The sequence below is a fragment of the Pseudomonas sp. L-22-4S-12 genome (genome assembly GCF_009799935.1).
Classification (GTDB): domain Bacteria; phylum Pseudomonadota; class Gammaproteobacteria; order Pseudomonadales; family Pseudomonadaceae; genus Aquipseudomonas.
The window spans coordinates 1,226,175-1,248,835 of the sequence record NZ_WELL01000001.1 but is presented as its reverse complement, the minus strand read 5'-3'; the positions used below and the strand labels follow the sequence as shown (position 1 = coordinate 1,248,835).

The 22,661-nt window shown below is 67.1% G+C and carries 19 protein-coding genes and 1 pseudogene; 6 read left to right on the top strand and 14 right to left on the bottom strand.

The features are described 5' to 3' along the window. Positions 1-330 precede the first annotated feature (330 nt). The 3 genes from F3I16_RS05675 to F3I16_RS05665 all read left to right on the top strand — a co-directional run bounded on the left by F3I16_RS05675 (position 331) and on the right by F3I16_RS05665 (position 4,752). Entirely contained in the window at positions 331-1,914 is a 1,584-nt protein-coding gene (locus F3I16_RS05675) for a peptide chain release factor 3 (RefSeq protein ID WP_160492728.1), read from the top strand. Positions 1,915-2,070: 156 nt separating this feature from the next. Further along, positions 2,071-3,300 (top strand): DUF3422 domain-containing protein, encoded by a 1,230-nt coding sequence (locus F3I16_RS05670; RefSeq protein WP_160492727.1) that lies wholly within the window; start codon positions 2,071-2,073, stop codon positions 3,298-3,300. 75 nt (positions 3,301-3,375) lie between these two features. Then, a complete protein-coding gene (locus tag F3I16_RS05665) occupies positions 3,376-4,752 on the top strand; it encodes an L-serine ammonia-lyase (protein WP_160492726.1) in 1,377 nt (458 codons plus the stop codon). Positions 4,753-5,389: 637 nt separating this feature from the next. On the opposite strand, the gene F3I16_RS05660 is transcribed toward F3I16_RS05665, so the two are convergent. The 13 genes from F3I16_RS05660 to hutI form a co-directional block, all read right to left on the bottom strand. Then, positions 5,390-6,151, bottom strand: a complete 762-nt coding sequence (locus F3I16_RS05660; RefSeq protein WP_160078528.1) for an ABC transporter permease — start codon at positions 6,149-6,151, stop codon at positions 5,390-5,392. Beyond that, the gene (locus F3I16_RS05655) at positions 6,148-7,074 is read right to left on the bottom strand and encodes an ABC transporter ATP-binding protein (protein ID WP_160492725.1); all 927 of its coding nucleotides are present in this window, start codon (positions 7,072-7,074) and stop codon (positions 6,148-6,150) included. The genes F3I16_RS05660 and F3I16_RS05655 overlap by 4 nt, the downstream gene beginning before the upstream one ends. A 79-nt stretch (positions 7,075-7,153) precedes the next feature. Next, positions 7,154-7,684 (bottom strand): SRPBCC family protein, encoded by a 531-nt coding sequence (locus F3I16_RS05650; protein WP_160492724.1) that lies wholly within the window; start codon positions 7,682-7,684, stop codon positions 7,154-7,156. Between the two features lie 62 nt (positions 7,685-7,746). Beyond that, complete coding sequence (locus tag F3I16_RS05645) at positions 7,747-8,172, bottom strand: nuclear transport factor 2 family protein (RefSeq protein WP_160492723.1); 426 nt, start codon at positions 8,170-8,172, stop codon at positions 7,747-7,749. A gap of 20 nt (positions 8,173-8,192) precedes the next feature. Beyond that, the gene (locus F3I16_RS05640) at positions 8,193-8,966 is read right to left on the bottom strand and encodes a DUF899 domain-containing protein (protein ID WP_160492722.1); all 774 of its coding nucleotides are present in this window, start codon (positions 8,964-8,966) and stop codon (positions 8,193-8,195) included. A gap of 107 nt (positions 8,967-9,073) precedes the next feature. Next, positions 9,074-9,424, bottom strand: coding sequence for a YciI family protein (locus tag F3I16_RS05635; RefSeq protein WP_160492721.1), 351 nt, complete (start codon positions 9,422-9,424; stop codon positions 9,074-9,076). Between the two features lie 85 nt (positions 9,425-9,509). Then, the gene (locus F3I16_RS05630; protein WP_160492720.1) at positions 9,510-10,748 is read right to left on the bottom strand and encodes an RNA polymerase sigma factor; all 1,239 of its coding nucleotides are present in this window, start codon (positions 10,746-10,748) and stop codon (positions 9,510-9,512) included. Between the two features lie 97 nt (positions 10,749-10,845). Next, positions 10,846-11,556, bottom strand: a complete 711-nt coding sequence (hutC, locus tag F3I16_RS05625) for a histidine utilization repressor (protein WP_178116641.1) — start codon at positions 11,554-11,556, stop codon at positions 10,846-10,848. Between the two features lie 91 nt (positions 11,557-11,647). Beyond that, entirely contained in the window at positions 11,648-12,988 is a 1,341-nt protein-coding gene (locus tag F3I16_RS05620) for a Na+/H+ antiporter family protein (RefSeq protein WP_160492718.1), read from the bottom strand. Between the two features lie 88 nt (positions 12,989-13,076). Continuing rightward, the gene (hutH, locus tag F3I16_RS05615; protein WP_160492717.1) at positions 13,077-14,612 is read right to left on the bottom strand and encodes a histidine ammonia-lyase; all 1,536 of its coding nucleotides are present in this window, start codon (positions 14,610-14,612) and stop codon (positions 13,077-13,079) included. Beyond that, entirely contained in the window at positions 14,609-16,291 is a 1,683-nt protein-coding gene (hutU, locus tag F3I16_RS05610; RefSeq protein WP_160492716.1) for a urocanate hydratase, read from the bottom strand. Before hutU ends, hutH begins: the two co-directional genes overlap by 4 nt. Before the next feature lie 25 nt (positions 16,292-16,316). Then, on the bottom strand, positions 16,317-17,252 hold the full coding sequence (gene hutG / locus F3I16_RS05605; protein ID WP_160492715.1) for a formimidoylglutamase: 936 nt from the start codon (positions 17,250-17,252) through the stop codon (positions 16,317-16,319). After that, positions 17,242-18,459 (bottom strand): imidazolonepropionase, encoded by a 1,218-nt coding sequence (gene hutI / locus F3I16_RS05600; protein ID WP_160492714.1) that lies wholly within the window; start codon positions 18,457-18,459, stop codon positions 17,242-17,244. The genes hutG and hutI overlap by 11 nt, the downstream gene beginning before the upstream one ends. 185 nt (positions 18,460-18,644) lie before the next feature. On the opposite strand from hutI, the gene F3I16_RS05595 reads away from it, so the two are divergent. After that, positions 18,645-19,232 (top strand): HutD family protein, encoded by a 588-nt coding sequence (locus tag F3I16_RS05595; protein WP_160492713.1) that lies wholly within the window; start codon positions 18,645-18,647, stop codon positions 19,230-19,232. Between the two features lie 48 nt (positions 19,233-19,280). Here the strand turns inward: F3I16_RS05595 and F3I16_RS05590 are convergent, their stop codons facing one another. After that, a complete protein-coding gene (locus F3I16_RS05590; protein ID WP_160492712.1) occupies positions 19,281-20,720 on the bottom strand; it encodes a sodium:solute symporter family protein in 1,440 nt (479 codons plus the stop codon). Between the two features lie 602 nt (positions 20,721-21,322). Here F3I16_RS05590 and F3I16_RS05585 point away from each other — a divergent pair. Beyond that, complete coding sequence (locus F3I16_RS05585) at positions 21,323-22,264, top strand: YbhN family protein (protein WP_160492711.1); 942 nt, start codon at positions 21,323-21,325, stop codon at positions 22,262-22,264. 150 nt (positions 22,265-22,414) lie between these two features. Beyond that, positions 22,415-22,661 (top strand): annotated as a pseudogene (locus F3I16_RS05580) (hypothetical protein); the annotation flags it as partial.

Below are 22,661 nucleotides of genomic sequence, written 5' to 3'. Positions count from 1 at the left end.
CTTCCCAAGGCATGTCGCCGAGGATTGCGCCCGGGCGGGCCTGCAACCTCTCGTCGTCAGTACTTGAGCCGGATGGATCGTTTCCAGCATGGACGTTCGGGCGCGAACTTTAGGACCATGGGGGCCCGAGATCAATCAAAAATTGCCGCCGTTTTACCCCCGATTGTCGCCAGACTGATTGACTGTTTTCGATCTTCAACAAAACGTCCGAAATGCTGCACAAAGCCGCGCCGCCCCTGTGCGCCAGCCGGGCGCCGCGCAGCCCGCGTTTCCCGTTATAATCGCCGCCTTTTTTGACAGACCGACTATCAGTCGACGGGTTCCCCGAGCATGACCATCCAGGCCGCAGAAGTCGCCAAACGCCGTACGTTCGCCATCATTTCCCACCCCGACGCCGGCAAGACCACCATTACCGAGAAGCTCCTGCTGATGGGCAAGGCGATTGCCGTGGCCGGTACGGTGAAGTCGCGCAAGTCCGACCGCCACGCCACCTCCGACTGGATGGAGATGGAGAAGCAGCGCGGCATCTCCATCACCACCTCGGTGATGCAGTTCCCCTACCGCGAGCACATGATCAACCTGCTCGACACCCCCGGCCACGAGGACTTCTCGGAAGACACCTACCGCACCCTGACCGCGGTGGACAGCGCGCTGATGGTGCTCGACGGCGGCAAGGGCGTGGAGCCACGCACCATCGCCCTGATGGACGTGTGCCGCCTGCGCGATACGCCCATCGTCAGCTTTATCAACAAGCTCGACCGCGACATCCGCGACCCGATCGAACTGCTCGACGAGATCGAGGCGGTGCTGAAGATCAAGGCGGCGCCCATCACCTGGCCGATCGGCTGCTACCGCGACTTCAAGGGCGTCTACCACCTCAAGGACGACTACATCATCGTCTACACCCCGGGCCACGGCCACGAGCGCACCGAGGTCAAGATCATCCAGCACCTCGACTCCGACGAGGCCCGCAGCCACCTGGGCGACGAGTACGAGCGTTTCATCGAACAACTGGAACTGGTGCAGGGCGCCTGCCACGAGTTCGACCAGGAAGAATTCCTCGCCGGCCAGCTGACCCCGGTGTTCTTCGGCACCGCGCTGGGCAACTTCGGCGTCGACCACGTGCTCGACGCGGTGGTCGACTGGGCGCCGCAACCGCTGGCGCGGGTGGCCAACGAACGCACCGTGGAACCGGTGGAGGAGAAGTTCAGCGGCTTCGTGTTCAAGATCCAGGCGAACATGGACCCCAAGCACCGCGACCGCATCGCCTTCATGCGCATCTGCTCGGGCAAGTACGAGAAGGGCATGAAGATGCGCCACGTGCGGATCAAGAAGGATCTGCGCATCGCCGACGCCCTGACCTTCTTCTCCAGTGAGCGCGAGATGCTGGAAGAGGCCTATGCCGGCGACATCATCGGCCTGCACAACCACGGCACCATCCAGATCGGCGACACCTTCAGCGAAGGCGAGGTGCTCGGCTTCACCGGCATCCCGCACTTCGCCCCGGAACTGTTCCGCCGCGTGCGCCTGAAGGACCCGCTCAAATCCAAGCAGCTGCGCCAGGGCCTGCAGGAACTGGCCGAGGAAGGCGCCACCCAGGTGTTCTTCCCCGAGCGCAACAACGACATCATCCTCGGCGCCGTCGGCGTGCTGCAGTTCGACGTGGTCGCCAGCCGCCTCAAGGAGGAATACAAGGTCGAGTGCGCCTACGAGGCGATCAACGTCTGGTCGGCACGCTGGATCGAGTGCGACGACAAGAAGAAGCTCGAGGAATTCAAGGACAAGGCCTACGAGAACCTGGCGGTCGACGGCGGTGGCCACCTCACCTACCTGGCGCCGACCCGGGTCAACCTGAGCCTGATGGAAGAGCGCTGGCCGGACGTGAAATTCCGCGCCACCCGCGAACACCACTAAGCGATCCGCAGGGTGCGCCGCGCGCACCCGGCAAGAGCCGATGGAAAGCCCCGCAATGCGGGGCTTTCGCGTTTCCGGCGGCACAGCGCAATGTGACCAGCGAGTCACGAAACTGCGTCATCCAGAAACCTTCCCTTTCTGGCCCTCCCTCTCACCATGCACCCACTGCGCAAAACCCTGCACAACGAACTGCACGCCCGGCCGTCGATCTATTTCCGCGAGCCGTCGCACGTCTACCACCTGGCCTTCGTCGATGCCGAGCAGGCCTGCGTCGAGCTGGTCAGCCAACTCGAGCGCCTGGCCAGCGAAGTGCTGCCGGCCAACGAGGTCCAGGGCCTGCTGCGCCTGGACGCGGCCACGCTCAAATGGGAGCGCCACAGCGAATTCTTCACCCTCACCCTGGTACTGCCCCGCCCCGCCGGGGGCGAGCCCTGGCCGGCGCTGCCCGAGCCGCTGGCCGGGCTGATCCAGCCGCTGCGGCCCCTGCTGATCAGTGCCGTGCAGGTGCTGGTGGAGGCCGAGCGCGACTGGGCCGGCAGCGTCAGCGGCTACGGTTTCAAGGACCCCGCCGGCTCCAGCCTGGGCGACGGCGACGCCACCGTCTGGTCGGACTTTCGCCTCGACGAGCACGGCGTCAACCGCCTGCTGCTGGTCAACCGCCGCCTCAACGCCTACCGCCTGGGGCGCATGATCCGCCGCCTGCTGGAGATCGAGACCTACCGCATGATGGCCTCGCTGGCCCTGCCGGTGGCGCAGGACGTCAGCCGCCAGCTGAAGGACTACGACCGCGAACTGGCCGCGCTGTCCGACCGCAACGCCGAAGGCAGCGACAGCGCCAAGGTGCTCTCCGCCGCCATCGCCCAGCTGTCGGCGCGCATCGTCCGCTGCACCGCGCGCACCCGCCAGCGCTTCGGCGCCACCGAGGCCTATGCGCAGATCGTCGGCGAGCGCATCGCCGAACTGCGCGAAAGCCATGTCGACGACTGCCAGCGCCTCGGTGTGTTCATCGAGCGGCGCTTCCGCCCGACCGTGCGCTACTGCGCAGCCACCGACCAGCGCCTGGTGCGCCTCGGGCAGAGCGTGGCCAACCTCGGTGACCTGCTGCAGGCGCGGGTGCAGGTCGAGGTGGAAGAACAGAACTCGGCCATCCTGCGCAGCCTGAACGCCCGCGCCGACACCCAGATCAAGATCCAGAAGGCCGTCGAAGGGCTCTCGATCATCGCCATCAGCTACTACCTGCTGAGCCTGTTCAAGCTGTCCTACGAGGGCCTGCACGGCCTCGGCCTGGCCATCCCGGTGAAAACCGCAATGCTCGCCATGGGCCCGCTGGCGCTGCTGATCCTGCTCGGCATCATGCTGCGCATCCGCCGGGCGCGGCAGCACTGACAGGCGGCAGGCGCACCCCGCGCAGGATTCGGCCCAGGGTGTAAGCTGCGACTAGACAGTCACTCGGAGTACTTCATGGCCCTCAGCGTATTCGATCTGTTCAAGATCGGCATCGGCCCCTCCAGCTCGCACACGGTCGGCCCCATGCGCGCCGCCGCGCGTTTCGTCGAAGGGCTCAGGCGCGATAACCAGCTGGCCGCCACGGTCAGCCTCAAGGTCGAGCTGTACGGCTCGCTCGGCGCCACCGGCAAGGGCCACGGCAGCGACAAGGCGGTGCTGCTCGGCCTGGAAGGCGAACAGCCGGACAGCATCGACACCTCGACCATCGAGCCGCGCCTGGCGACCATCCGCGCCAGCGGCGAGCTGAACCTGGGCGGCGAGCGGCGCATCCGCTTCGTCGAGAAGGACCACCTGGCGCTGATCCGCAAGCCGCTGGCCTACCACCCCAACGGCATGATCTTCCGCGCCTTCGACACCGCCGGCCTGCAGATCCGCGCGCGCGAGTACTACTCGGTGGGCGGCGGCTTCGTGGTCGACGAGGAAGCCGCCGGCCTCGACCGCATCGTCGAGGACCAGACCCAGCTGGCCTACCCCTTCCATAGCGCCAAGCAGTTGCTGGCCCTCTGTAGCGAACACAACCTGTCGATCAGCCAGCTGATGCTGGCCAACGAGGCGGCCTGGCGCCCGGAGGCGGAAACCCGCGCCGGGCTGCTGAACATCTGGCAGGTGATGCAGGACTGCGTCGCCGCCGGCTGCCGCAACGAGGGCATCATGCCCGGCGGCCTCAAGGTGCGCCGCCGCGCCGCCGCCCTGCAGCGCCAGCTCAGCGAGCACCCGGAAGCCAGCCTGCGCGACCCGCTGACCGTGCTGGATTGGGTCAACCTCTATGCCCTGGCGGTCAACGAGGAGAACGCCAGCGGCGGCCGGGTGGTCACCGCCCCCACCAATGGCGCGGCCGGCATAGTGCCGGCGGTGCTGCACTACTACCGGCGCTTCGTGCCCTCTGCCAGCGACGATGGCGTGGTGCGTTTCCTGCTCACCGCCGCCGCCATCGGCATCCTCTATAAGGAGAACGCCTCGATCTCCGGCGCCGAGGTCGGCTGCCAGGGCGAAGTCGGCGTGGCCTGCTCGATGGCCGCCGGCGCGCTGTGCGAGGTGCTCGGCGGCACCATCACCCAGGTGGAGAACGCCGCCGAGATCGGCATGGAGCACAACCTCGGCCTGACCTGCGACCCGGTCGGCGGGCTGGTCCAGGTGCCCTGCATCGAGCGCAATGCGATGGGCTCGATCAAGGCGATCAACGCCGCACGCATGGCCCTGCGCGGGGATGGCCAGCACTTCATTTCCCTGGACCGGGTAATCCGTACCATGAGGGATACCGGGGCGGACATGAAGAGCAAATACAAGGAGACGGCACGCGGCGGCTTGGCGGTGAATATCATCGAGTGCTGAAGCGCAGGAGCAAGATCGGCATTGGCTGCAATCGCGCACCCGGCCAATTAACCAGTCGGCTCAACCTTTTGGTTTCGCCCTGCTGGGCGACTCACTTTTTCCAGACGCGGAAAAAGTAAGCAAAAACGCTTGCCCCTGCATACGGCCCCGCCTGCGGCGGGGTTCGTTCGCTCCATCGCCGTTCCAGGGGCCCGCCGCGAAGGGCCATCCCTGGCCCATCGCGGCTCTCGCGGCATCCCTGCCGCTCAACCCCTTACACGACGATTCCGCTCACCCTCCTGAAGGGGCGTTTGGTGGTGCCTGAAAGTTCGCGTTAAGAAATAGAGCAAAGAGCCTTCAAGCAACTCGGTGCCCGATCCCCCGTCAGGAGGCCGAGTGGAGGTGGTGCGCAGGGGGACGAGCCGCAGGGATGCGGCGAGAGGCTTAAAGGGCCAGGGATGGCCCTTGTAAGCCGGCCCCCGGAGCGGCACCGGAAGGAGGGAAGTTTCGCGCAGCGAAACCCGGATGTCGGGGCGCACTTCTCTTTGGTTACTTTCTCTTGTGCGAGCAAGAGAAAGTGACTCGCCCGGGAGGGCGAAACCAGAAGTATCAACAAAACTCGATAATCAGCCCGGCCTAGAACCCCATCCCCCCAGAGTCACTGGCGCAACCGATACCCGGTCTTGAACATCCAGCTAACGATCGCCACGCACAGCAGCAGAAAGCCCACCGTCATGCCCAGGCTGACCGCCACATTGACGTCGGACACCCCGTAGAAGCTCCAGCGAAACCCGCTGATCAGGTACACCACCGGATTGAACAGGGTCACCTGCTGCCACAGCGGCGGCAGCATGCTGATCGAGTAGAAGCTGCCGCCGAGAAAGGTCAGCGGCGTGACGATCAGCGCCGGCACCACCTGCAGCTTCTCCCAGCCGTCGGCCCACACGCCGATGATGAAACCGAACAGACTGAAGGTGATCGCCGTCAGCACCAGGAACAGCGCCATGACCACGGGATGGGCGATCTCGAAATCGACGAACAGCCGCGCCGTAACCAGGATGATCAGGCCGAGGATCACCGACTTGGTGGCCGCCGCGCCGACGAAACCGATGAGGATCTCCAGGTAGGAAATCGGCGCCGAGAGCAGCTCGTAGATGGTCCCCGAATACTTCGGCATGTAGATGCCGAACGAGGCGTTGGAGATGCTCTCGGTCAGCAGCGCCAGCATGATCAGCCCGGGCACGATGAAGGCGCCGTAGCTGACGCCCTGCACCTGGGTCATGCTCGAACCGATGGCCGAACCGAACACCACGAAGTACAGCGAGGTGCTGATCACCGGGGTGGCGATGCTCTGCAGCAGGGTGCGCCAGGTGCGGTGCAATTCGAACAGGTAGATGGCCTTGATGGCATACAGGTTCATGCGCTGGCCCTCACCAGATTGACGAAGATATCTTCCAGCGAACTCTCGCTGGACTGCAGGTCCTTGAAGTCGATGCCGTGCTGGGCCAGGTCCTTGAGCAGCTCGGCGATGCCGGTGTGCTCGCGCTGGGCGTCGAAGGTGAACACCAGGGCATGGCCGGCATCGGCCAGTTCCAGGCCGTAGCTGTCCAGCTCGGCGGGCACGCTGGCCAGCGGGTGCTTGAGCTGCAGGGTCAGCTGCTTCTTGCCGAGCTTGTGCATCAGCACGTGCTTGTCCTCGATCAGGATGATCTCGCCCTTGCGGATCACCCCGATGCGGTCGGCCATTTCCTCGGCCTCCTCGATGTAGTGGGTGGTGAGGATGATGGTCACCCCGCGCTCGCGCAGGCGCCGGACCATGTTCCACATGTCGCGGCGCAGCTCCACATCCACCCCCGCGGTGGGCTCGTCGAGGAACAGGATCGACGGCTCATGGGACAGCGCCTTGGCGATCATCACCCGGCGCTTCATGCCGCCGGACAGTTCGAAGATCTTCGCCTCGCGCTTGTCCCACAACGACAGGTCCTTGAGCAGCTGCTCCAGGTACTGCGGGTCGGGCTTCTTGCCGAACAGGCCGCGACTGAAGCGGACCGTCGCCCACACCGTCTCGAACACGTCGTTGACCAGCTCCTGGGGCACCAGGCCGATCTGCGAGCGGGCCGCGCGGTAGTCGGCCTTGATGTCGTAGCCGGCCACCCGCACCCGGCCCTCGCCCGGATTGACGATGCCGCAGATGATGCTGATCAGGGTGGTCTTGCCGGCGCCGTTGGGGCCGAGCAGGGCGAAGATCTCGCCCTTGTCGATCTGCAGATTGATCTGCTTCAGCGCCGGGTGGCCGGACGCGTAGGTCTTGCTCAGGTTTTCGACCGCGATCACCGATTCCACGGCAGCTCCTTGGCAGGCAGCAAAAGGGCGATTGTAGAGCAGGAGCCGCCACAGCTGCTTGGCAAGCTTGGCGCCGGCGTCAGGTTTTTTCGCCCTCGGCCAGCGCCTTGAGGCTGGCCAGGCCCTGGTCGAAGTCCTTGCCGACCATCTTGTCCATGTTGCACAGCAGGCCCACGGCCTTGCCGACGAAGTTGTTGCTGCCGCTCATGCTCCAGCTCACCCGCGTGCCGCCGGCCTCGGCCTGGAAGTGGAACTCGGCGATGTTGTCGGCCTGGAACGGCTTGATGAACTGCAGCTCCATGCGCACCAGCGCGCCGGGCTGGCTGGCGCTGATGCGGCAGCTGCCCTCGCCCACTTCACGGTTGCCGAGCCAGCGGTAGATCGCCCCCACCCCGCTCGCCGGCCCTTCGTAGCTGACCCGCATGGCCGGGTCGCGCCTGGCCCAGGGCGACCACTGGTGCCAGCGGTGGAAGTCGTTGACCCAGGCGAACACCTGCTCCGGTGTGGCCTGGATCAGCGCCGAGCGCTCGATGCGAAACGCCGCCGGGCGCGAGGCGATGAATACCGCCAGGCCGGCGAGCAGCAGTACCAGGAAGATCAAAAGGCTCATGGTTGTCTTCGCTCCGCGTAGGGTGCGCCGTGGCACCGGCCCTTGTGCAGGCCACCGTGATCTCAGGGCTGCAGGCCGAACAGCGCCTTCCCGCTCTCGGGATCGAACGGCACCGAGAAGTGCTCGTGGGCGATCAGCCAGCGCCCGCCCTGCCGGCGGTAACCCTGGCTGACGCGCAACCAGCAGCCCTGGCTCTTGCCCTCGGCGTCGGTGCCGGCACAGTAGGCGAGGAAGTGGCCGAAGCCCAGCTCGGCGCCGGCCTCCTGTTGCAGTTCGCGCACCTCGAAGGTGGTCGGTCCCGCGCACATCTGCAGGCACATCTGCCAGTGCGCCCGGTAGGCGGCGCGGCCCTTGAATTGCAGCTGGAGGATGGCGTCGAAGGCCAGCACATCCTCGGCGTAGTGCTCGATGATGGCGTCCAGGTTCTTGGCCAGGTTGGCCGCGACCCAGCTGTCGATCAGGGTGCGCAGTTCGGTGTTGCTGCTCATGTTCTTCCCTCCTTTTGCGCTCAGGCGCAGCAGTCGTGGCGGGCAGGCGCCGCGCCCTGGTACTCGTCGTGCAGACGGGTCCACATCAGCCCCTTGCCCTCCAGGTCGGGCATGCCGCCCCAGCCCTCGCCACGGCCGAACGGCGTGAGGTCGAGGTAGTGGTAGGTGTTCATCAGCATGTCCAGGCCGCGGGCGTAGGTGGAGTAGCAGTGGTACACCCGTTCGCCGTCGCGCAGGAACACGCTGGCGCCGGGCAGCTCGCCCTTGACGTCATCCAGCTGTCCCTGGCGCTGCAGCTCGGCCCGGTCGCGGTAGTTGTACTCCACCGGCGCCTCGGCCGCGTCGAGGGTCACGTGGAAGTCGTAGTTGAAGCGGCTGCCGAACGAGGAGTACCAGGGCAGGCGCCAGCCCATGCGCCGCCTGAAGGCCTCCAGCTCCGCCAGCGGCGCCCGCGAGACCAGCACCAGATTGGTGTCGCGGGCATGCAGGTGGGCCTGATGGCCGATGTTGTCGACCAGAAAGGAACAGCCGGGGCAGCCCTCGCCTTTGTCGCGGTGATACATGAAGTGGTAGACGATCAGCTGGCGGCGGCCCTCGAACAGCTCAGCCAAGGGCACCTCGCCATCTGGCCCGTTGAAGCGGTAGTCCGCCGTGACTTCCACCATCGGCAGTTGCCGGCGCGCGGCATTCAGCGCATCGCGCTGGCGGGTCAGGGCCTTTTCCTGCTCCAGCAGGGCCACGCGCGCGGCCAGCCACTGTTCACGGCTGGCGATTTTCGGGTATTCAGGTTTCATCGCTATTCCTCCTGGTGGCCGCAGGGCGACAGCCCAGCCACAGGCCGAGACCACTGGCACTGGCGCCACCCACGACCAGGGCAGCCAGACAGAACGGGCACACGGCGTCAGCCCCCGAGCTGCAGCTGGCGCACCGGCCGTACTTCGACGCTGCCGACCCGCGCCGCGGGGATGCCGCCGGCGATCTGCAGCGCCTCGTTGAGGTCACGCGCCTCGATCAGGTAGAAGCCGGCCAGCTGCTCCTTGGTCTCGGCGAACGGCCCGTCGGTGACGCTCAGCTTGCCGCCGCGCACGCGCACCGTGGTGGCCGTGGCCACCGGTTCCAGCGGCTCGGCGGCGAGCAGCCGGCCGCTCTGCTGCACGCTCTGGAAGTAGTCGAGGCACTCGCCGTCGCGCGGGCTGTCCGGCAGGCTGTGCAGCAGCTTCTCGTCGCTGTAGATCAGACACAGGTATTTCATCGTCGTTCTCCCTGGCAGCAGAACGGGCTGCCTTACCCAGTAGTCGGGCGGTGCGCCGGCGAATCGACAGCGCCGCGAAAAAATTTCAGCCTGCCGGCAACTCGGCCAGGCGCCGTTCGAGAAATTGCCGATCCATGCCCTGCTGGCTCAGCTGCAGGGCGCGCTGGTAGGCCGCGCGCGCCGCCTCCCAGCGCCCCAGTCGGCGGTTCAGATCGGCGCACGCGGCATGCGCCAGGTGGTAGTCGGCCAGTTCGCCGCGCGCCAGCAGTGCCTCGATCAGCTGCAGGCCGGCCGCCGGGCCATCGCGCATGGCCAGGGCCACGGCGCGGTTGAGCTCGATCACCGGCGAGGGGCTGGCGCGCAGCAGCACGTCGTAGAGGCCGACGATCTGCGGCCAGTCGGTAGCGGCCATGCTCGGCGCCTCGGCGTGCACCGCGGCGATGGCCGCCTGCAGGCAGTAGGGGCCGATCTCGCCGGCGGCGAACGCCGCCTGCACCAGGGCCTCGCCCTCGGCAATCAGCGCGCGATCCCACAGCGCGCGGTCCTGCTCCTCCAGCAGCACCGGCAGGCCATCGTCCGCCGTACGCGCGGCACGCCGCGACTCGCCCAGCAGCATCAGCGCCAGCAGGCCGCGCACCTCCGGCTCGGGCAGCAGCTCCAGCAGCAGGCGACCCAGGCGAATGGCCTCGGCGGACAGGTGCTGGCGGGTCAGCTCGTCGCCGGAGCTGGCGAAGTAGCCCTCGTTGAACACCAGGTAGATGACCCGCAGCACCGCCTCCAGGCGCTCGGCCAGCTCGCCGCGCCCCGGCACTTCGTAGGGGATATGTGCGGCGCGGATCTTGCTCTTCGCCCGCACGATGCGCTGGGCGATGGTGGCCGGCGTGGCGAGGAAGGCGCGGGCGATTTCCTCGGTGCTCAGGTCGCAGACTTCGCGCAGGGTCAGCGCCACCTGGGCGTCCGCCGCCAGGGCCGGGTGGCAGCAGGTGAAGATCAGGCGCAGGCGGTCGTCTTCCAGCAACTCGCCCGCCCCCACCCCACCGGCGGCGAGCGGCTCGGGGCCGTCGTCCAGGGACTGGAAACGCGCCTGGCGGCGCAACTGGTCGATGGCCTTGAAGCGCCCGGCCGACACCAGCCAGGCCCGCGGATTGGCCGGTACGCCCTGGCTCGGCCACTGCTCCAGGGCGGCGCGGAAGGCCTCGTGCAGGGCCTCCTCGGCCAGGTCGAAATCGCCCAGCAGGCGAATCAGGGTCGCCAGCACCCGCCGCGATTCCTCGCGGTACAGGCGCTCCAGCGCCAGCTCGAATGGCTTCGCGTGTGCTTCCATCGTCTCGCCTCGTCCGTTCGCACGCTAGAGCCAAGAGCCTAACCACTGCAGCCGCATGATGCAGCCGAGACGACGGGCGGCTGGCGGCACGCCGCCATCAGCGGCGCTTGAGGTTGGAGCGCAGCTTGTAGCGGTCGCCGGGATGGATCAGCCGGGCGTAGCTGATCAGGTGCTCGTCGGACCAGGTGCGACGGATCATCGACAGGCACGGCGCGGCCGGGTCGATATCCAGCCAGGCGGCGGTCTGTGCATCCACCAGCACGGCCTCGACCACGTGCTCGACATCGCTGATCGGGCAGCTGGCCACCAGCACCTCGTTGGGCGTCTGCTGGGCAAAGTCGCTCTGCAGGTAGTGCGGCACCCAGCGCGGGTTGACGAAGCGGTCTTCCAGCTGGATCGGCACGCCGTTCTCGCGGTGCACCAGGATGCTGTGGAACACCTGGGCGCCCAGGCGCAGGCCGAGGCGCAGGGCCACCTCGTCGTCGGCCTCGATGGCTTCGCAGCGCAACACGTCGTTGCTGTAGGCATGGCCGCGGCCGCGCACTTCGGCAGCGATATTGAGCACTTCATGCAGCGAGGATTCGGCCTTGCGGTCGGTGACGAAGGTGCCGAGGCCGGCCTGGCGCACCAGGTAGCCCTGCTGCACCAGGTTGTTGATCGCCTTGTTGGCGGTCATCCGGCTGACCGAGAAATCCCGTGCCAGTTGCTCTTCCGGGGGGATCTGGTGATTGACCGGATAATCGCCGCCATGGATACGCTCCAGCAGAAACTCTTCAATCGCCTTGTAGCGCGGGGTGGTACTGCTCACAACGGCTCCTTGAGGTGATACCCGGTGCGCCGATGATAGCGAGCGCCCATGGGCGGCGCCATCTGCGCAACCCATGAGCGGCAGGGCCGCGTCAGAGCAGCATGGCGGCGATCCAGCCGGCCGCGAGCAACGGCAGGTTGAAGTGCAGGAAGGTCGGCACCACGGTGTCCCAGATATGGTCGTGCTGGCCGTCGGCGTTCAGGCCGGCGGTTGGCCCCAGGGTCGAGTCCGAGGCCGGCGAGCCGGCATCGCCCAGCGCCGCGGCGGTGCCCACCAGGGCGATGATGGCCAGCGGCGAGAAGCCGAAGCTGATGCCCAGCGGCACGTAGATGGCGGCGATGATCGGCACGGTGGAGAAGGACGAGCCGATGCCCATGGTGATCAGCAACCCCACCAGCAGCATGATCAGGGCCGCCAGGCCGCGGTTGTCGCCGATCAGTTCGACCGAGTCGCTGACCAGCGTTGGCATTTCGCCGGTGGCCGTCATCACCGCGGCGAAGCCGGCGGCGGCGATCATGATGAAGCCGACCAGGGCCATCAGGCGCATGCCCTGGGTGAACACATCGTCCTGCTCGGCCCAGCTGATCACCCCGCTGAGCGAGATCACGGCAAAGCCGATCAGGCCGCCGAACACCATCGAGCCACTCCACAGCTGCACGCCCAGGGCCAGCAGCAGGGCCAGGGCGATCAGGCCGAGCTGGCGCGCGCTCAGCGGTGTGCTGCTGGCGCTGAGGTGCTCGCCGGCCACCGCCAGCTCCTCATAGACACGCTTGCGCCGGTAGCTGTACACCGCGATGAGCAGCCCCAGCACCATGCCCAAGGCCGGGATCAGCATGGCGCGCGGGGCCATTTCGCGGCTGACGGTCAGCCCCTGGGCATTGCCGGCCTGGTTGATGTTGCCGATCAGGATGTCGTTGAGAAAGATGGTGCCGAAGCCGATCGGCAGCGACATGTAGGTCACGGTAATGGCGAAGGTGATGGCGCAGGCGGTCAGCCGGCGATCCAGCTGCAGGCGGTTCATCACGTGCAGCAGCGGCGGCACCAGAATCGGGATAAAGGCGATATGCACCGGGATGATGGTCTCGGCGGCGAAGCCGGCGAGGATCAGGCTGGCCAGCATGCCCCATTTGACCAGGGCCAGCTCGCCGGCCTTATGGTGGCTGCGTCCCAGGTGCTCGACCACCCGCGCCGACAGGCGCTGGGCAATGCCGGTGCGCGACAGCGCCACGGCGAAGGCGCCCAGGGTGGCATAGGCCAGGGCCACCCCGGCGCCGCCACCCAGGCCCTGGTTGAAGGCCTCGATGATCGCGCCGATCGGCATGCCCGCCGCCAGCCCGCCAACCACGGCCGCCACCACCAGGGCGAAGACCACGGACACCCGCAGCATCGACAGGGTGACCATGACCAGTACCGCCAATACGATTGAATTCATTGCGACTCCTCTTGTTGTTGTTTTTTGCGCCAAGAAGCCCCCGTGGCCCGTGTCGGAACACGAGCCAGGAGGGTATTGCGAGGAACGGTCAGCCCTGCGAAGGGAGCATGCCGGCCGGCAGCAGCGGGCTCAGCACGCGGCTGGCCAGCAGTTCGTTGGCCGCGGCGATATCCGGGGCAAAGAAGCGGTCTTCCACGTAGTAGGGCACCTGCTCACGCAGGGCCTGACGGGCCTGCTCCAGGGCCGGCGAGCTTTTCAGGCCCTCACGGAAGTCCAGGCCCTGGCAGGCGCCCAGCCACTCGATGGCCAGCACGCCACGGGTATTGGCGGCCATTTCCCACAGGCGCTTGCCGGCGGCCGGGGCCATGGACACGTGGTCTTCCTGGTTGGCCGAGGTCGGCAGGCTGTCGACGCTGTGCGGGTGGGCCAGGGCCTTGTTCTCGCTGGCCAGGGCCGCGGCGGTGACCTGGGCGATCATAAAGCCGGAGTTGACCCCGCCATTGGCCACCAAAAACGGGGGTAATTGCGACATATGCTTGTCCATCATCAGCGAGATGCGCCGCTCGGAGAGCGAGGCGATCTCGGCGATGGCCAGGGCGATGTTGTCGGCGGCCATGGCCACCGGCTCGGCGTGGAAGTTGCCGCCGGAGATCACGTCGCCTTCGGCGGCGAACACCAGCGGGTTGTCCGACACCGCGTTGGCCTCGACGCCGAGCACTTCGGCGGCCTGGCGCAGCTGGGTCAGGCAGGCGCCCATGACCTGCGGCTGGCAGCGCAGCGAGTAGGGGTCCTGCACCTTGTCGCAGGCCTCGTGGGAGCGCCCCACTTCGCTGCTGGCACCGAGCAGGTGACGATAGATGGCGGCGGCATCGATCTGCCCGCGTTGGCCACGGGCGGCATGGATGCGCGGATCGAACGGCGCGCGCGAGCCCAGGGCGGCTTCCACGGTCAGGCCGCCGCAGACGGTGGCGGCGGCGAACAGGTCCTCGGCCTCGAACAGCCCGCGCAGGGCGTAGGCGGTGGACACCTGGGTGCCGTTGAGCAGCGCCAGCCCTTCCTTGGCGGCCAGGGTCATCGGCTCCAGGCCGGCGATCGCCAGCGCCTCGCTGGCCGGCAGCCACTGGCCCTTGTGCCGCGCCTGGCTTTCGCCGAGCAGCACCAGGGACATATGGGCCAACGGCGCCAGGTCGCCGGAGGCACCCACCGAGCCCTTGAGCGGAATATGCGGGTAGACCTCGGCATTGATCAGGGCGATCAGCGCCTCGATCACCTTCAGGCGGATGCCGGAGCAGCCGCGGGCCAGGCTGTTGACCTTGAGCAGCATGATCAGGCGCACCATGGCGTCGTCCAGAGGCTCGCCGATGCCGGCGGCGTGGGACAGCACCAGCGAGCGCTGGAGTTTTTCCAGGTCGTCGTTGGCGATGCGGGTCGAGGCCAGCAGGCCGAAGCCGGTGTTGATGCCGTAGGCGGTGCGGCCCTCGGCGATGATGGCGTTGACGCAGGCCACGCTGGCCTCGATGCCGGCATGGGCGCGCTCATCCAGGCGCAGCTTGAGCGGGGCCTGGTAGGCGGTGCGCAGCTGGGCCAGGCTCAGTTGGCCGGGGGTCAGGGTAAACAGGCTCATGCTTGGGCTCCTTGGGTGGCAGCGATCATCGGCAGGTCGAGGCCCTGTTCGCGGGCGCAGTCGACGGCAATTGCATATCCGGCATCGGCGTGACGCATCACCCCGGTGCCCGGGTCGTTGCGCAGCACGCGGCCGAGACGGGCGCGGGCTTCGGGGCTGCCGTCGGCGACGATCACCACCCCGGAATGCTGCGAGTAGCCCATACCGACGCCACCACCATGGTGCAAAGACACCCAGGTCGCGCCGCCTGCGGTATTCAGCAGGGCGTTGAGCAGCGGCCAGTCGGATACGGCGTCGGAGCCGTCCTGCATGGCCTCGGTCTCGCGGTTGGGGCTGGAGACCGAGCCGGAGTCCAGGTGGTCGCGGCCGATCACGATCGGCGCCTTCAGCTCGCCACTGGCGACCATGTCGTTGAACGCCTGGGCCAGGCGCGCGCGGTCCTTCAGGCCGACCCAGCAGATGCGTGCCGGCAGGCCCTGGAAAGAAATACGTTCCCTGGCCATATCCAGCCAGTTGTGCAGGTGGGCATCGTCGGGGATCAGTTCCTTGACCTTGGCGTCGGTCTTGTAGATGTCTTCCGGGTCGCCGGACAGCGCCACCCAGCGGAACGGGCCGATGCCCTGGCAGAACAGCGGGCGGATATAGGCCGGGACGAAGCCGGGGAAGTCGAAGGCGTTGGCCACGCCCTCCTCCAGGGCCATCTGGCGGATGTTGTTGCCGTAGTCGAAGGTCGGTACGCCCATCTGCTGGAAGGCCAGCATGGCGCGCACATGCACGGCCATGGACTGCTTGGCGGCCTTGACCACCACGGCCTCCTCGGTCTTGCCGCGGGCCACGTACTCGTCCCAGCTCCAGCCGATCGGCAGATAGCCGTGGCGCGGGTCGTGGGCGCTGGTCTGGTCGGTGACCATGTCCGGGCGCACGCCGCGCTTGACCAGCTCCGGCAGAATCTCGGCGGCGTTGCCACACAGGGCGATGGAGATGGCCTTGCCTTCGCCACAGTACTTGTCGATGCGCGCCAGGGCGTCGTCCAGATCGGTGGCCTGCTCGTCGACATAACGGGTCTTCAGGCGGAAATCGATACGCGATTGCTGGCACTCGATGTTCAGCGAGCAGGCGCCGGCCAGGGTGGCGGCCAGGGGCTGGGCGCCACCCATGCCGCCGAGGCCCGCGGTCAGCACCCACTTGCCCTTGAGGCTGCCGCCGTAATGCTGGCGACCGGCCTCGACGAAGGTTTCATAGGTGCCCTGGACGATGCCCTGGCTGCCGATATAGATCCAGCTGCCGGCGGTCATCTGGCCGTACATGGCCAGGCCCTTGGCATCCAGCTCGTTGAAGTGCTCCCAGGTGGCCCAGTGCGGCACCAGGTTGGAGTTGGCCAGCAGCACCCGTGGCGCGTCCTTGTGGGTCTCGAACACGCCGACCGGCTTGCCGGACTGGATCAGCAGGGTCTGGTTGTCTTCCAGGCGGGTCAGCACCTCGACGATCTTGTCGTAGCACTCCCAGTTGCGCGCGGCGCGGCCGATGCCGCCATACACCACCAGCTCCTTGGGGTTCTCGGCGACTTCCGGGTCGAGGTTGTTCATCAGCATGCGCAGCGGCGCTTCGGTCAACCAGCTCTTGGCGGTCAGCTGGGTGCCACGGGCGGCGCGGATTTCGGTATCGCGGAAACGGCTCATTGCGGGCTCCTGTTGTTGTTCGGGGTCAGAGAGTCAGTAGATGGATCAGGCGCGCCGCCACCTTGGCGGTACGGCTGTCGATGTCGTGTTCGGGGTTGAGTTCGGCCAGGTCGGCCAGGCGCAGCTTGCCGCTGTCGCGGATGCCCTCCAGCAGCGGTTCGAGCAGCGCCAGGCTTACCCCGCGGGCGGCCGGGGCGCTGACGCCGGGGGCTTCGCAGGCCGGCAGCACGTCGATGTCGATGGTCAGGTAGACGGCGTCGCAGCCGGCGACAAAGGCGTCCAGCTCGGCGCCGATGGCGGCCAGGCTGGCCTCGCGGATCTCGCGGTCCTCGCGCACCAGCACCTGCAGCTCGGCGGCGCGCCGGAACAGGGCGCGGGTGTTGCTGGCGCGGCTTATCCCTAAGCAGGCATAGGCAAACGGCCAGCCACGGGCGGCACAGTCCTCGGCGATCTGGGCGAAGGGCGTGCCGGAGGAATGCACGTGCGCCGGGTCACGCAGGTCGAAATGGGCGTCGAAGTTGATGATGCCGATGCGCGGCGCCGGCTGCCCCGAGAGGTGCTCGGCGATGCCCTGCCAGCTGCCGAAGGCCACCTCATGGCCGCCGCCCAGCACGATCGGCAGGTGGCCGGCATCCAGCAGGGCGCAGACCTGTTCGCCGAGGCAGGCCTGGGCGCCTTCCAGGTCGCCATCGGCGCACAGCACATCGCCGGCGTCATAGGCCGGCTCCTGGCGATGCCAGGCCAGGTTGGCCAGGGCCTTGCGCATGGCCAGCGGCGCGCTGGCGGCGCCGACGCGGCCGTGGTTGCGGCGCACCCCTTCGTCGCAGGCGAAACCGAGTAGGGCCACGCCCGGCTGGCTGTCGCCGGCCAGCGCCTGGATACGCTGGTGCCAGCGCGGGCTGTCCGGCTCGGGGTCGATGCGCCCGTTCCAGGCGGCCATGTCGTGACGATCAGCAGGCATGGGTGAGGTCTCCCTTGAAGATGCGTTGGCGCAGGCGCCCCGGTTGCACGGCGTAGGCCAGTTCGGCGGGCTGCTGGATATCCCACAGGCACAGGTCGGCGGGCGACCCAACCTCGATCCGCCCCAGGTCGGGGCGGCCGAGGGCGCGAGCGCCATGGGCGGTCATGCCGCTCAGGGCTTCGCGCGGGGTCAAACGGAACAGAGTGCAGGCCAGGTTGAGCACCAGGGTCGGAAAGCAGATCGGTGAAGTGCCGGGGTTGGCGTCGCTGGCCACGGCCATGGGCACTTTGTGCCGGCGCAGCAGTTCGATGGGCGGCAGCTGGGTTTCGCGCAGGCAGTGGAAGGCGCCGGGCAGCAGCACCGCCACGGTGCCGGCGGCGGCCATGGCCTGCACCCCGGCCTCGTCGAGGAACTCGATATGGTCGGCGGACAGACCCTGATAACGCGCGGCCAGGGCGCTGGCACCCTGATTGGACAGCTGCTCGGCGTGCGCCTTGAGCGCCAGGCCGTGGCGCTGCGCCGCCTGGAACACCCGCTCGCACTGGGCCGGGCTGAAGGCGATGTGCTCGCAGAACACATCCACCGCATCGGCCAGGCCCTCGGCGGCGGCCGCCGGGATCATCTCGTTGCACACCAGCGCGATATAGCCGTCGCTGTCGCCGGCGAACTCCGGCGGCAGGGCATGGGCACCGAGCAGGGTGGTGAGCACCCGCACCGGGCGCAGCTGGCCCAGGCGGCGGGCCACGCGCAGCATCTTCAGCTCGTCGGCGACACTCAGGCCATAGCCGGACTTGATCTCCAGGGTGGTCACGCCATCGGCCAGCAGCGCGTCCAGGCGCGGCAGGCTGGCCTCGACCAGCTGTTCTTCGCTGGCGGCGCGGGTGGCGCGCACGGTGCTGAGGATGCCGCCACCGGCCCTGGCGATCTCGGCGTAGCTGACGCCTTCCAGGCGCTGCTCGAACTCGCCGGCGCGGTTGCCGGCGTACACCAGGTGGCTGTGGCAGTCGACTAGGCCGGGAGTCATCACCCCGCCACGGCCGCACTCGATGGCAGCCTCGGCCTGATGCTCGTCGAACTCGCCCTGCGACCACAGGCCGACCACCCGACCGTCCTCGACCAGCACCGTCATCGGCGCGGGCCGCACGCACAGGCCGTCGAACAGGGTGACATCACGCCAGAGCCGACGCAGCTGGGGAGACAGGGACATGGAAGCGCTCTCTCGTTTCAATGTATATACATTAAAAACGAAAAATCCGCCCGTCAAGCCTCTTTCGCTCGCCGCGAACTCAAGAGCACCGCACGGCAACCCGGAAAAACAGGCACAGCCCAGGGATTGCGGGGCGAGCGCGCTCGTCGCATTATGTATATACATTTGATTGGGAGACGAACGGCATGCCGATTCAGCGACTCGACCGCCACCAGGCGCGGCAGATGCCCTGGAAGAATGGCGGCGGCATCACCTGCGAGCTGGCCATCTGCCCCGCCGGCGCCAGCCTGGAGGATTTCGCCTGGCGCATCAGCTGCGCCCAGGTCGCCAGCGGCGGGCCCTTCTCCCGCTTCGCCGGGGTCGACCGCAGCCTGGCCGTGCTCGCCGGCGCCGGCCTGCAGCTGTGCCTGGACGGCTGGCCCAGGCAGCTGCGCCCCGCCGATCCGCCCCTGGCGTTTGCCGGCGAAGACCGGGTCAGCGCCGAACTGCTGGCCGGCCCGGTCGCCGACTTCAACCTGATGACCCGGCGCAGCCTGTGGCGCCACCAGTTGCAGCAACTGCGGCTGGACGGCGCGCAGACCCTGAACCACGCCGCCGATATCCTGCTGCTCTACTGCCAGACCGGCCCAGTCACCGTGCAGCTGTCGGGCGCGGCGGCGCACGGCCTGGACGAAGGCCAGGGCCTGTTGCTGGAAGGCGAACACACCGAACTGAAGCTGAGCGGCGCAGCCGGTGCCCTTCTCTATATAGGCCACCTGTACCGCCAGCCCTGAAACGACAAACCCCGCCAGAGGGCGGGGTCGGTCATCCAGCTATCAGCCTTATTCGGGCTGGGTTACCAGGGTGTTGTTGCGGTTGCTGCTCCACTGCGGCAGCAGGGTACCGATCAGCATGCCCGCCAGGCTGAACAGCAGGCCGGCCAGTTGCGGCGGCCAGAAGGCCTCGTCGGTCAGGCTGTATTCCAGGTAGATCCACGAGCTCAGGCCGAAGAAGATGGCGAACAGCGCGCCCTGGGTGGTGGCACGCTTCCAGAACAGGCCGGCGAACAGCGGCACCACGGCGGCCACCAGGGTCACCTTGTAGGCGTTGCCGACCATCTCATAGATGCTCGCGTCCGAGTACAGGGCGAAAGTCAGGGTGGCGATGGCGCAAACCACGATGGTGGCGCGCATGGCCAGGAGGAACTGCTGGTCGCTCATCACCGGCACGAAGCGCTTGAGCACGTTCTCGGTGAAGGTCACCGACGGCGCCAGCAGGGTGCCGGAAGCGGTGGACATGATCGCCGACAGCAGCGCGCCGAAGAACATGATCTGGGCGAACAGCGGAGTCTTCTCCAGGATCAGGTGCGGCAGGATCATCTGCGCGTCTTCGGCCAGCCAGCGCTGGACCATCGCCGGGTCGATCATCGAGGCGGCGTAGGCCAGGAAGATCGGCAGCATGCAGAAGCACAGGTAGAAGCCGGCACCGAACATCGAGGCGCGCGCGGCGATGTTCTCGGTCTTGGCCGACATCACCCGGGCGTACACGTCCTGCTGCGGGATCGAGCCGAGCATCATGGTCAGCGCCGCGCCGATGAAGGCGACGATGTCCTTGGCCTCGAAACCGTGGATGAAGGTGAACTTGCCTTCGCTGGCCGCATGGGCGATCACCTTGTCGGCGCCGCCGGCCATGTCACCGATCAGCCAGGTCAGGTAGACCAGGCCGACGACGATGATGATCATCTGGAAGAAGTCGGTCAGGGCCACCGACCACATGCCGCCGAACAGGGTGTACAGCAGCACGATGAAGGTGCCGAGGAACATGCCCTGGGTGGTCGTGATGGCGCCGTCGGAGATGACGTTGAACACCACGCCGAGGGCGGTCAGCTGGGCGGCGATCCAGCCCAGGTAGGAGACCACGATGACCAGGCTGATGATCAGCTCGACATTCGGCCCGAAACGCTTGCGGAAGTAGTCGCCGATGGTCAGCAGGTTCATCCGGTACAGCGGGCGGGCGATGATCAGGCCGACCAGCATCAGGCAGCCGAAGGAGCCGAACGGGTCTTCGATGATCCCGGCGAAGCCTTCCTCGATGAAGGTGGCGGGGATGCCCAGCACGGCCTCGGAGCCGAACCAGGTGGCGAAGACCATGGCGGCGACGATGGGGAAGCCCATGCTGCGACCGCCGGCGGCGAAATCGCGGGAGTTGTGTACCCGAGTGGCGGCATAGAAGCCGATACCCACGGTGACCAGCAGATAGAGCGCAACGAACCAGATCAGCATGTTTTCCCGTTCCAGAGACTTCAGCCCGCCGCATGCGTGCCCGCACCAGGGCGGCGCGGGATGGAACGACGGACTACAGGTTTTTGTTATTACCCCTCATGACGGGAGGCTGCACGCGCCCATCACGGTCGCGCAGTCTGGCAAATACGTAAAATATGTCAAACAAAAACGACGAATAGTCTGCACATAGGCCAGCCGTTCATCCGATCAAGCCGTGTAACAGACTGTAATTGCTGCAGTTGCCGGCAAGGCGCCGCAGCGGGGAGTTGCATATTTTTGACAGTCCCGCACAGGCGGCCAGGCGAGCACGGCCGCCCCAACTGACGGCCGCCGCCCGCGCCGGTATCGCCTGCTCCCGGCCAACCCCGCCCCGCGCCTTCACTGACCTGCGGCAAGGCCCCGGCGCCGGCGATATGTTCTGATGTCGTAACAGCTGGTTACGCCCGACGCATGTGAACTGCTTGAGCCGGGCGCCCGCCTCCCTGATACTGCACCGCGCTTTGCGCCGATCACCCGCATTCATCTGGGCATCCGGCAGCCGCACACCCCTTTCCGCACCAGCCATCCCAGGATGACGTCCCAGGTTCAAGGAGCCACCGCCGATGATGAAAAGGAGCGACTGGATCTGGACCTTGATCGGTTTGGCCGCAGTCGTGTTTTCCTGCTACCTGCTGTACCAGGAAATCCGGACCATCTCCCTCGACGAGCTCTCCGACAGCCTGCGGGCGATTCGCCCGCACAACTGGCTGCTGGCCGCCGGCGCGACCCTGGGCGCCTATTTCGCCCTGGCCTGGTACGACCGTATCGCCATCGCCCACCTGGGCAAGAAAATCTCCTGGTGGTTCATCACCCTGTGTTCCTTCACCACCTACGCCCTGGCCCACAACATCGGCGCCTCGGTGTTTTCCGGCGCGGTGGTGCGCTACCGCGCCTACAGCAGCAAGGGCCTCGGCGCCCATGACATCGGCCTGCTGATCTTCTTCTGCTCCTTCACCTTCGCCCTCGGCACCCTGCTGTCCGGCGGCGTCGTACTGGTCTGCCAGCCCGAACTGATCAAGCGCATCGCCGATGTCAGCCCCTGGCTGTCGGTGCTGATCGGCTCCGCGATGCTGGGTCTGGTGGCGCTCTATGTGCTCGGCTCCTGGCGTCATTTCCAGCCGTGGAAATGGGGCAAGCTGCACGTCGAATACCCACGCCTGGGCGTGGTCGCCAGGCAGTTGCTGGCCGGCCCGCTGGAGCTGGCCTGCGCCGCGGCGATCATCTATTTCGCCCTGCCGGCCGAGAGCAACCCGGGCTACCTGGTGGTGCTCGGCGTGTTCCTCGCCTCCTTCTCCCTGGCCCTGCTGTCCCACGCCCCGGGCGGCCTCGGCGTGCTGGAAGTGACCTTCCTCGCCGCCATGCCGGAACTGCCCAAGGCCGACGTGCTGGCGGCGCTCATCGTGTTCCGCGGCTTCTACCTGCTGCTGCCCTTCGCCCTGTCGCTGCTGGTGGTGATGAGCTTCGAATGGGGCCAGTGGACCAGCCGGCGCAAGCGCCACAAGTAACCCACGCGCGCCTGCGCAGCCCGTGCCAGAGCGGCTCGCACAGCGCATCAAGCGCGTCGATGGTTACTATCAGAAGGCTCAACTTCTGTATTCAGGCTCCGTGAGTAGTATGGGCTCCGTACTCACTTACGCCCCCACAAGGAGCCCAAAATGAAAAAGCACATCCTCGCCAGCCTGATCCTGGCCACCCTGACCACCAGCGCCTTCGCCCTGCCCGGCAAAGCCCAGCCGCCGCTGACCGAACTCAAGCCGGCCAGCAGCAGCGAAACCCTCGGCGAGAACGGCAGCGAGCGCAGCAAGACCCTGCGCGTGGCCGAAGACGGTGCCGAACGCAACAAGGCCTTCCGGGTCGCCGAAGGTGGCTCGGATCGCCTGATCCAGACGGACGAAGTTGCCG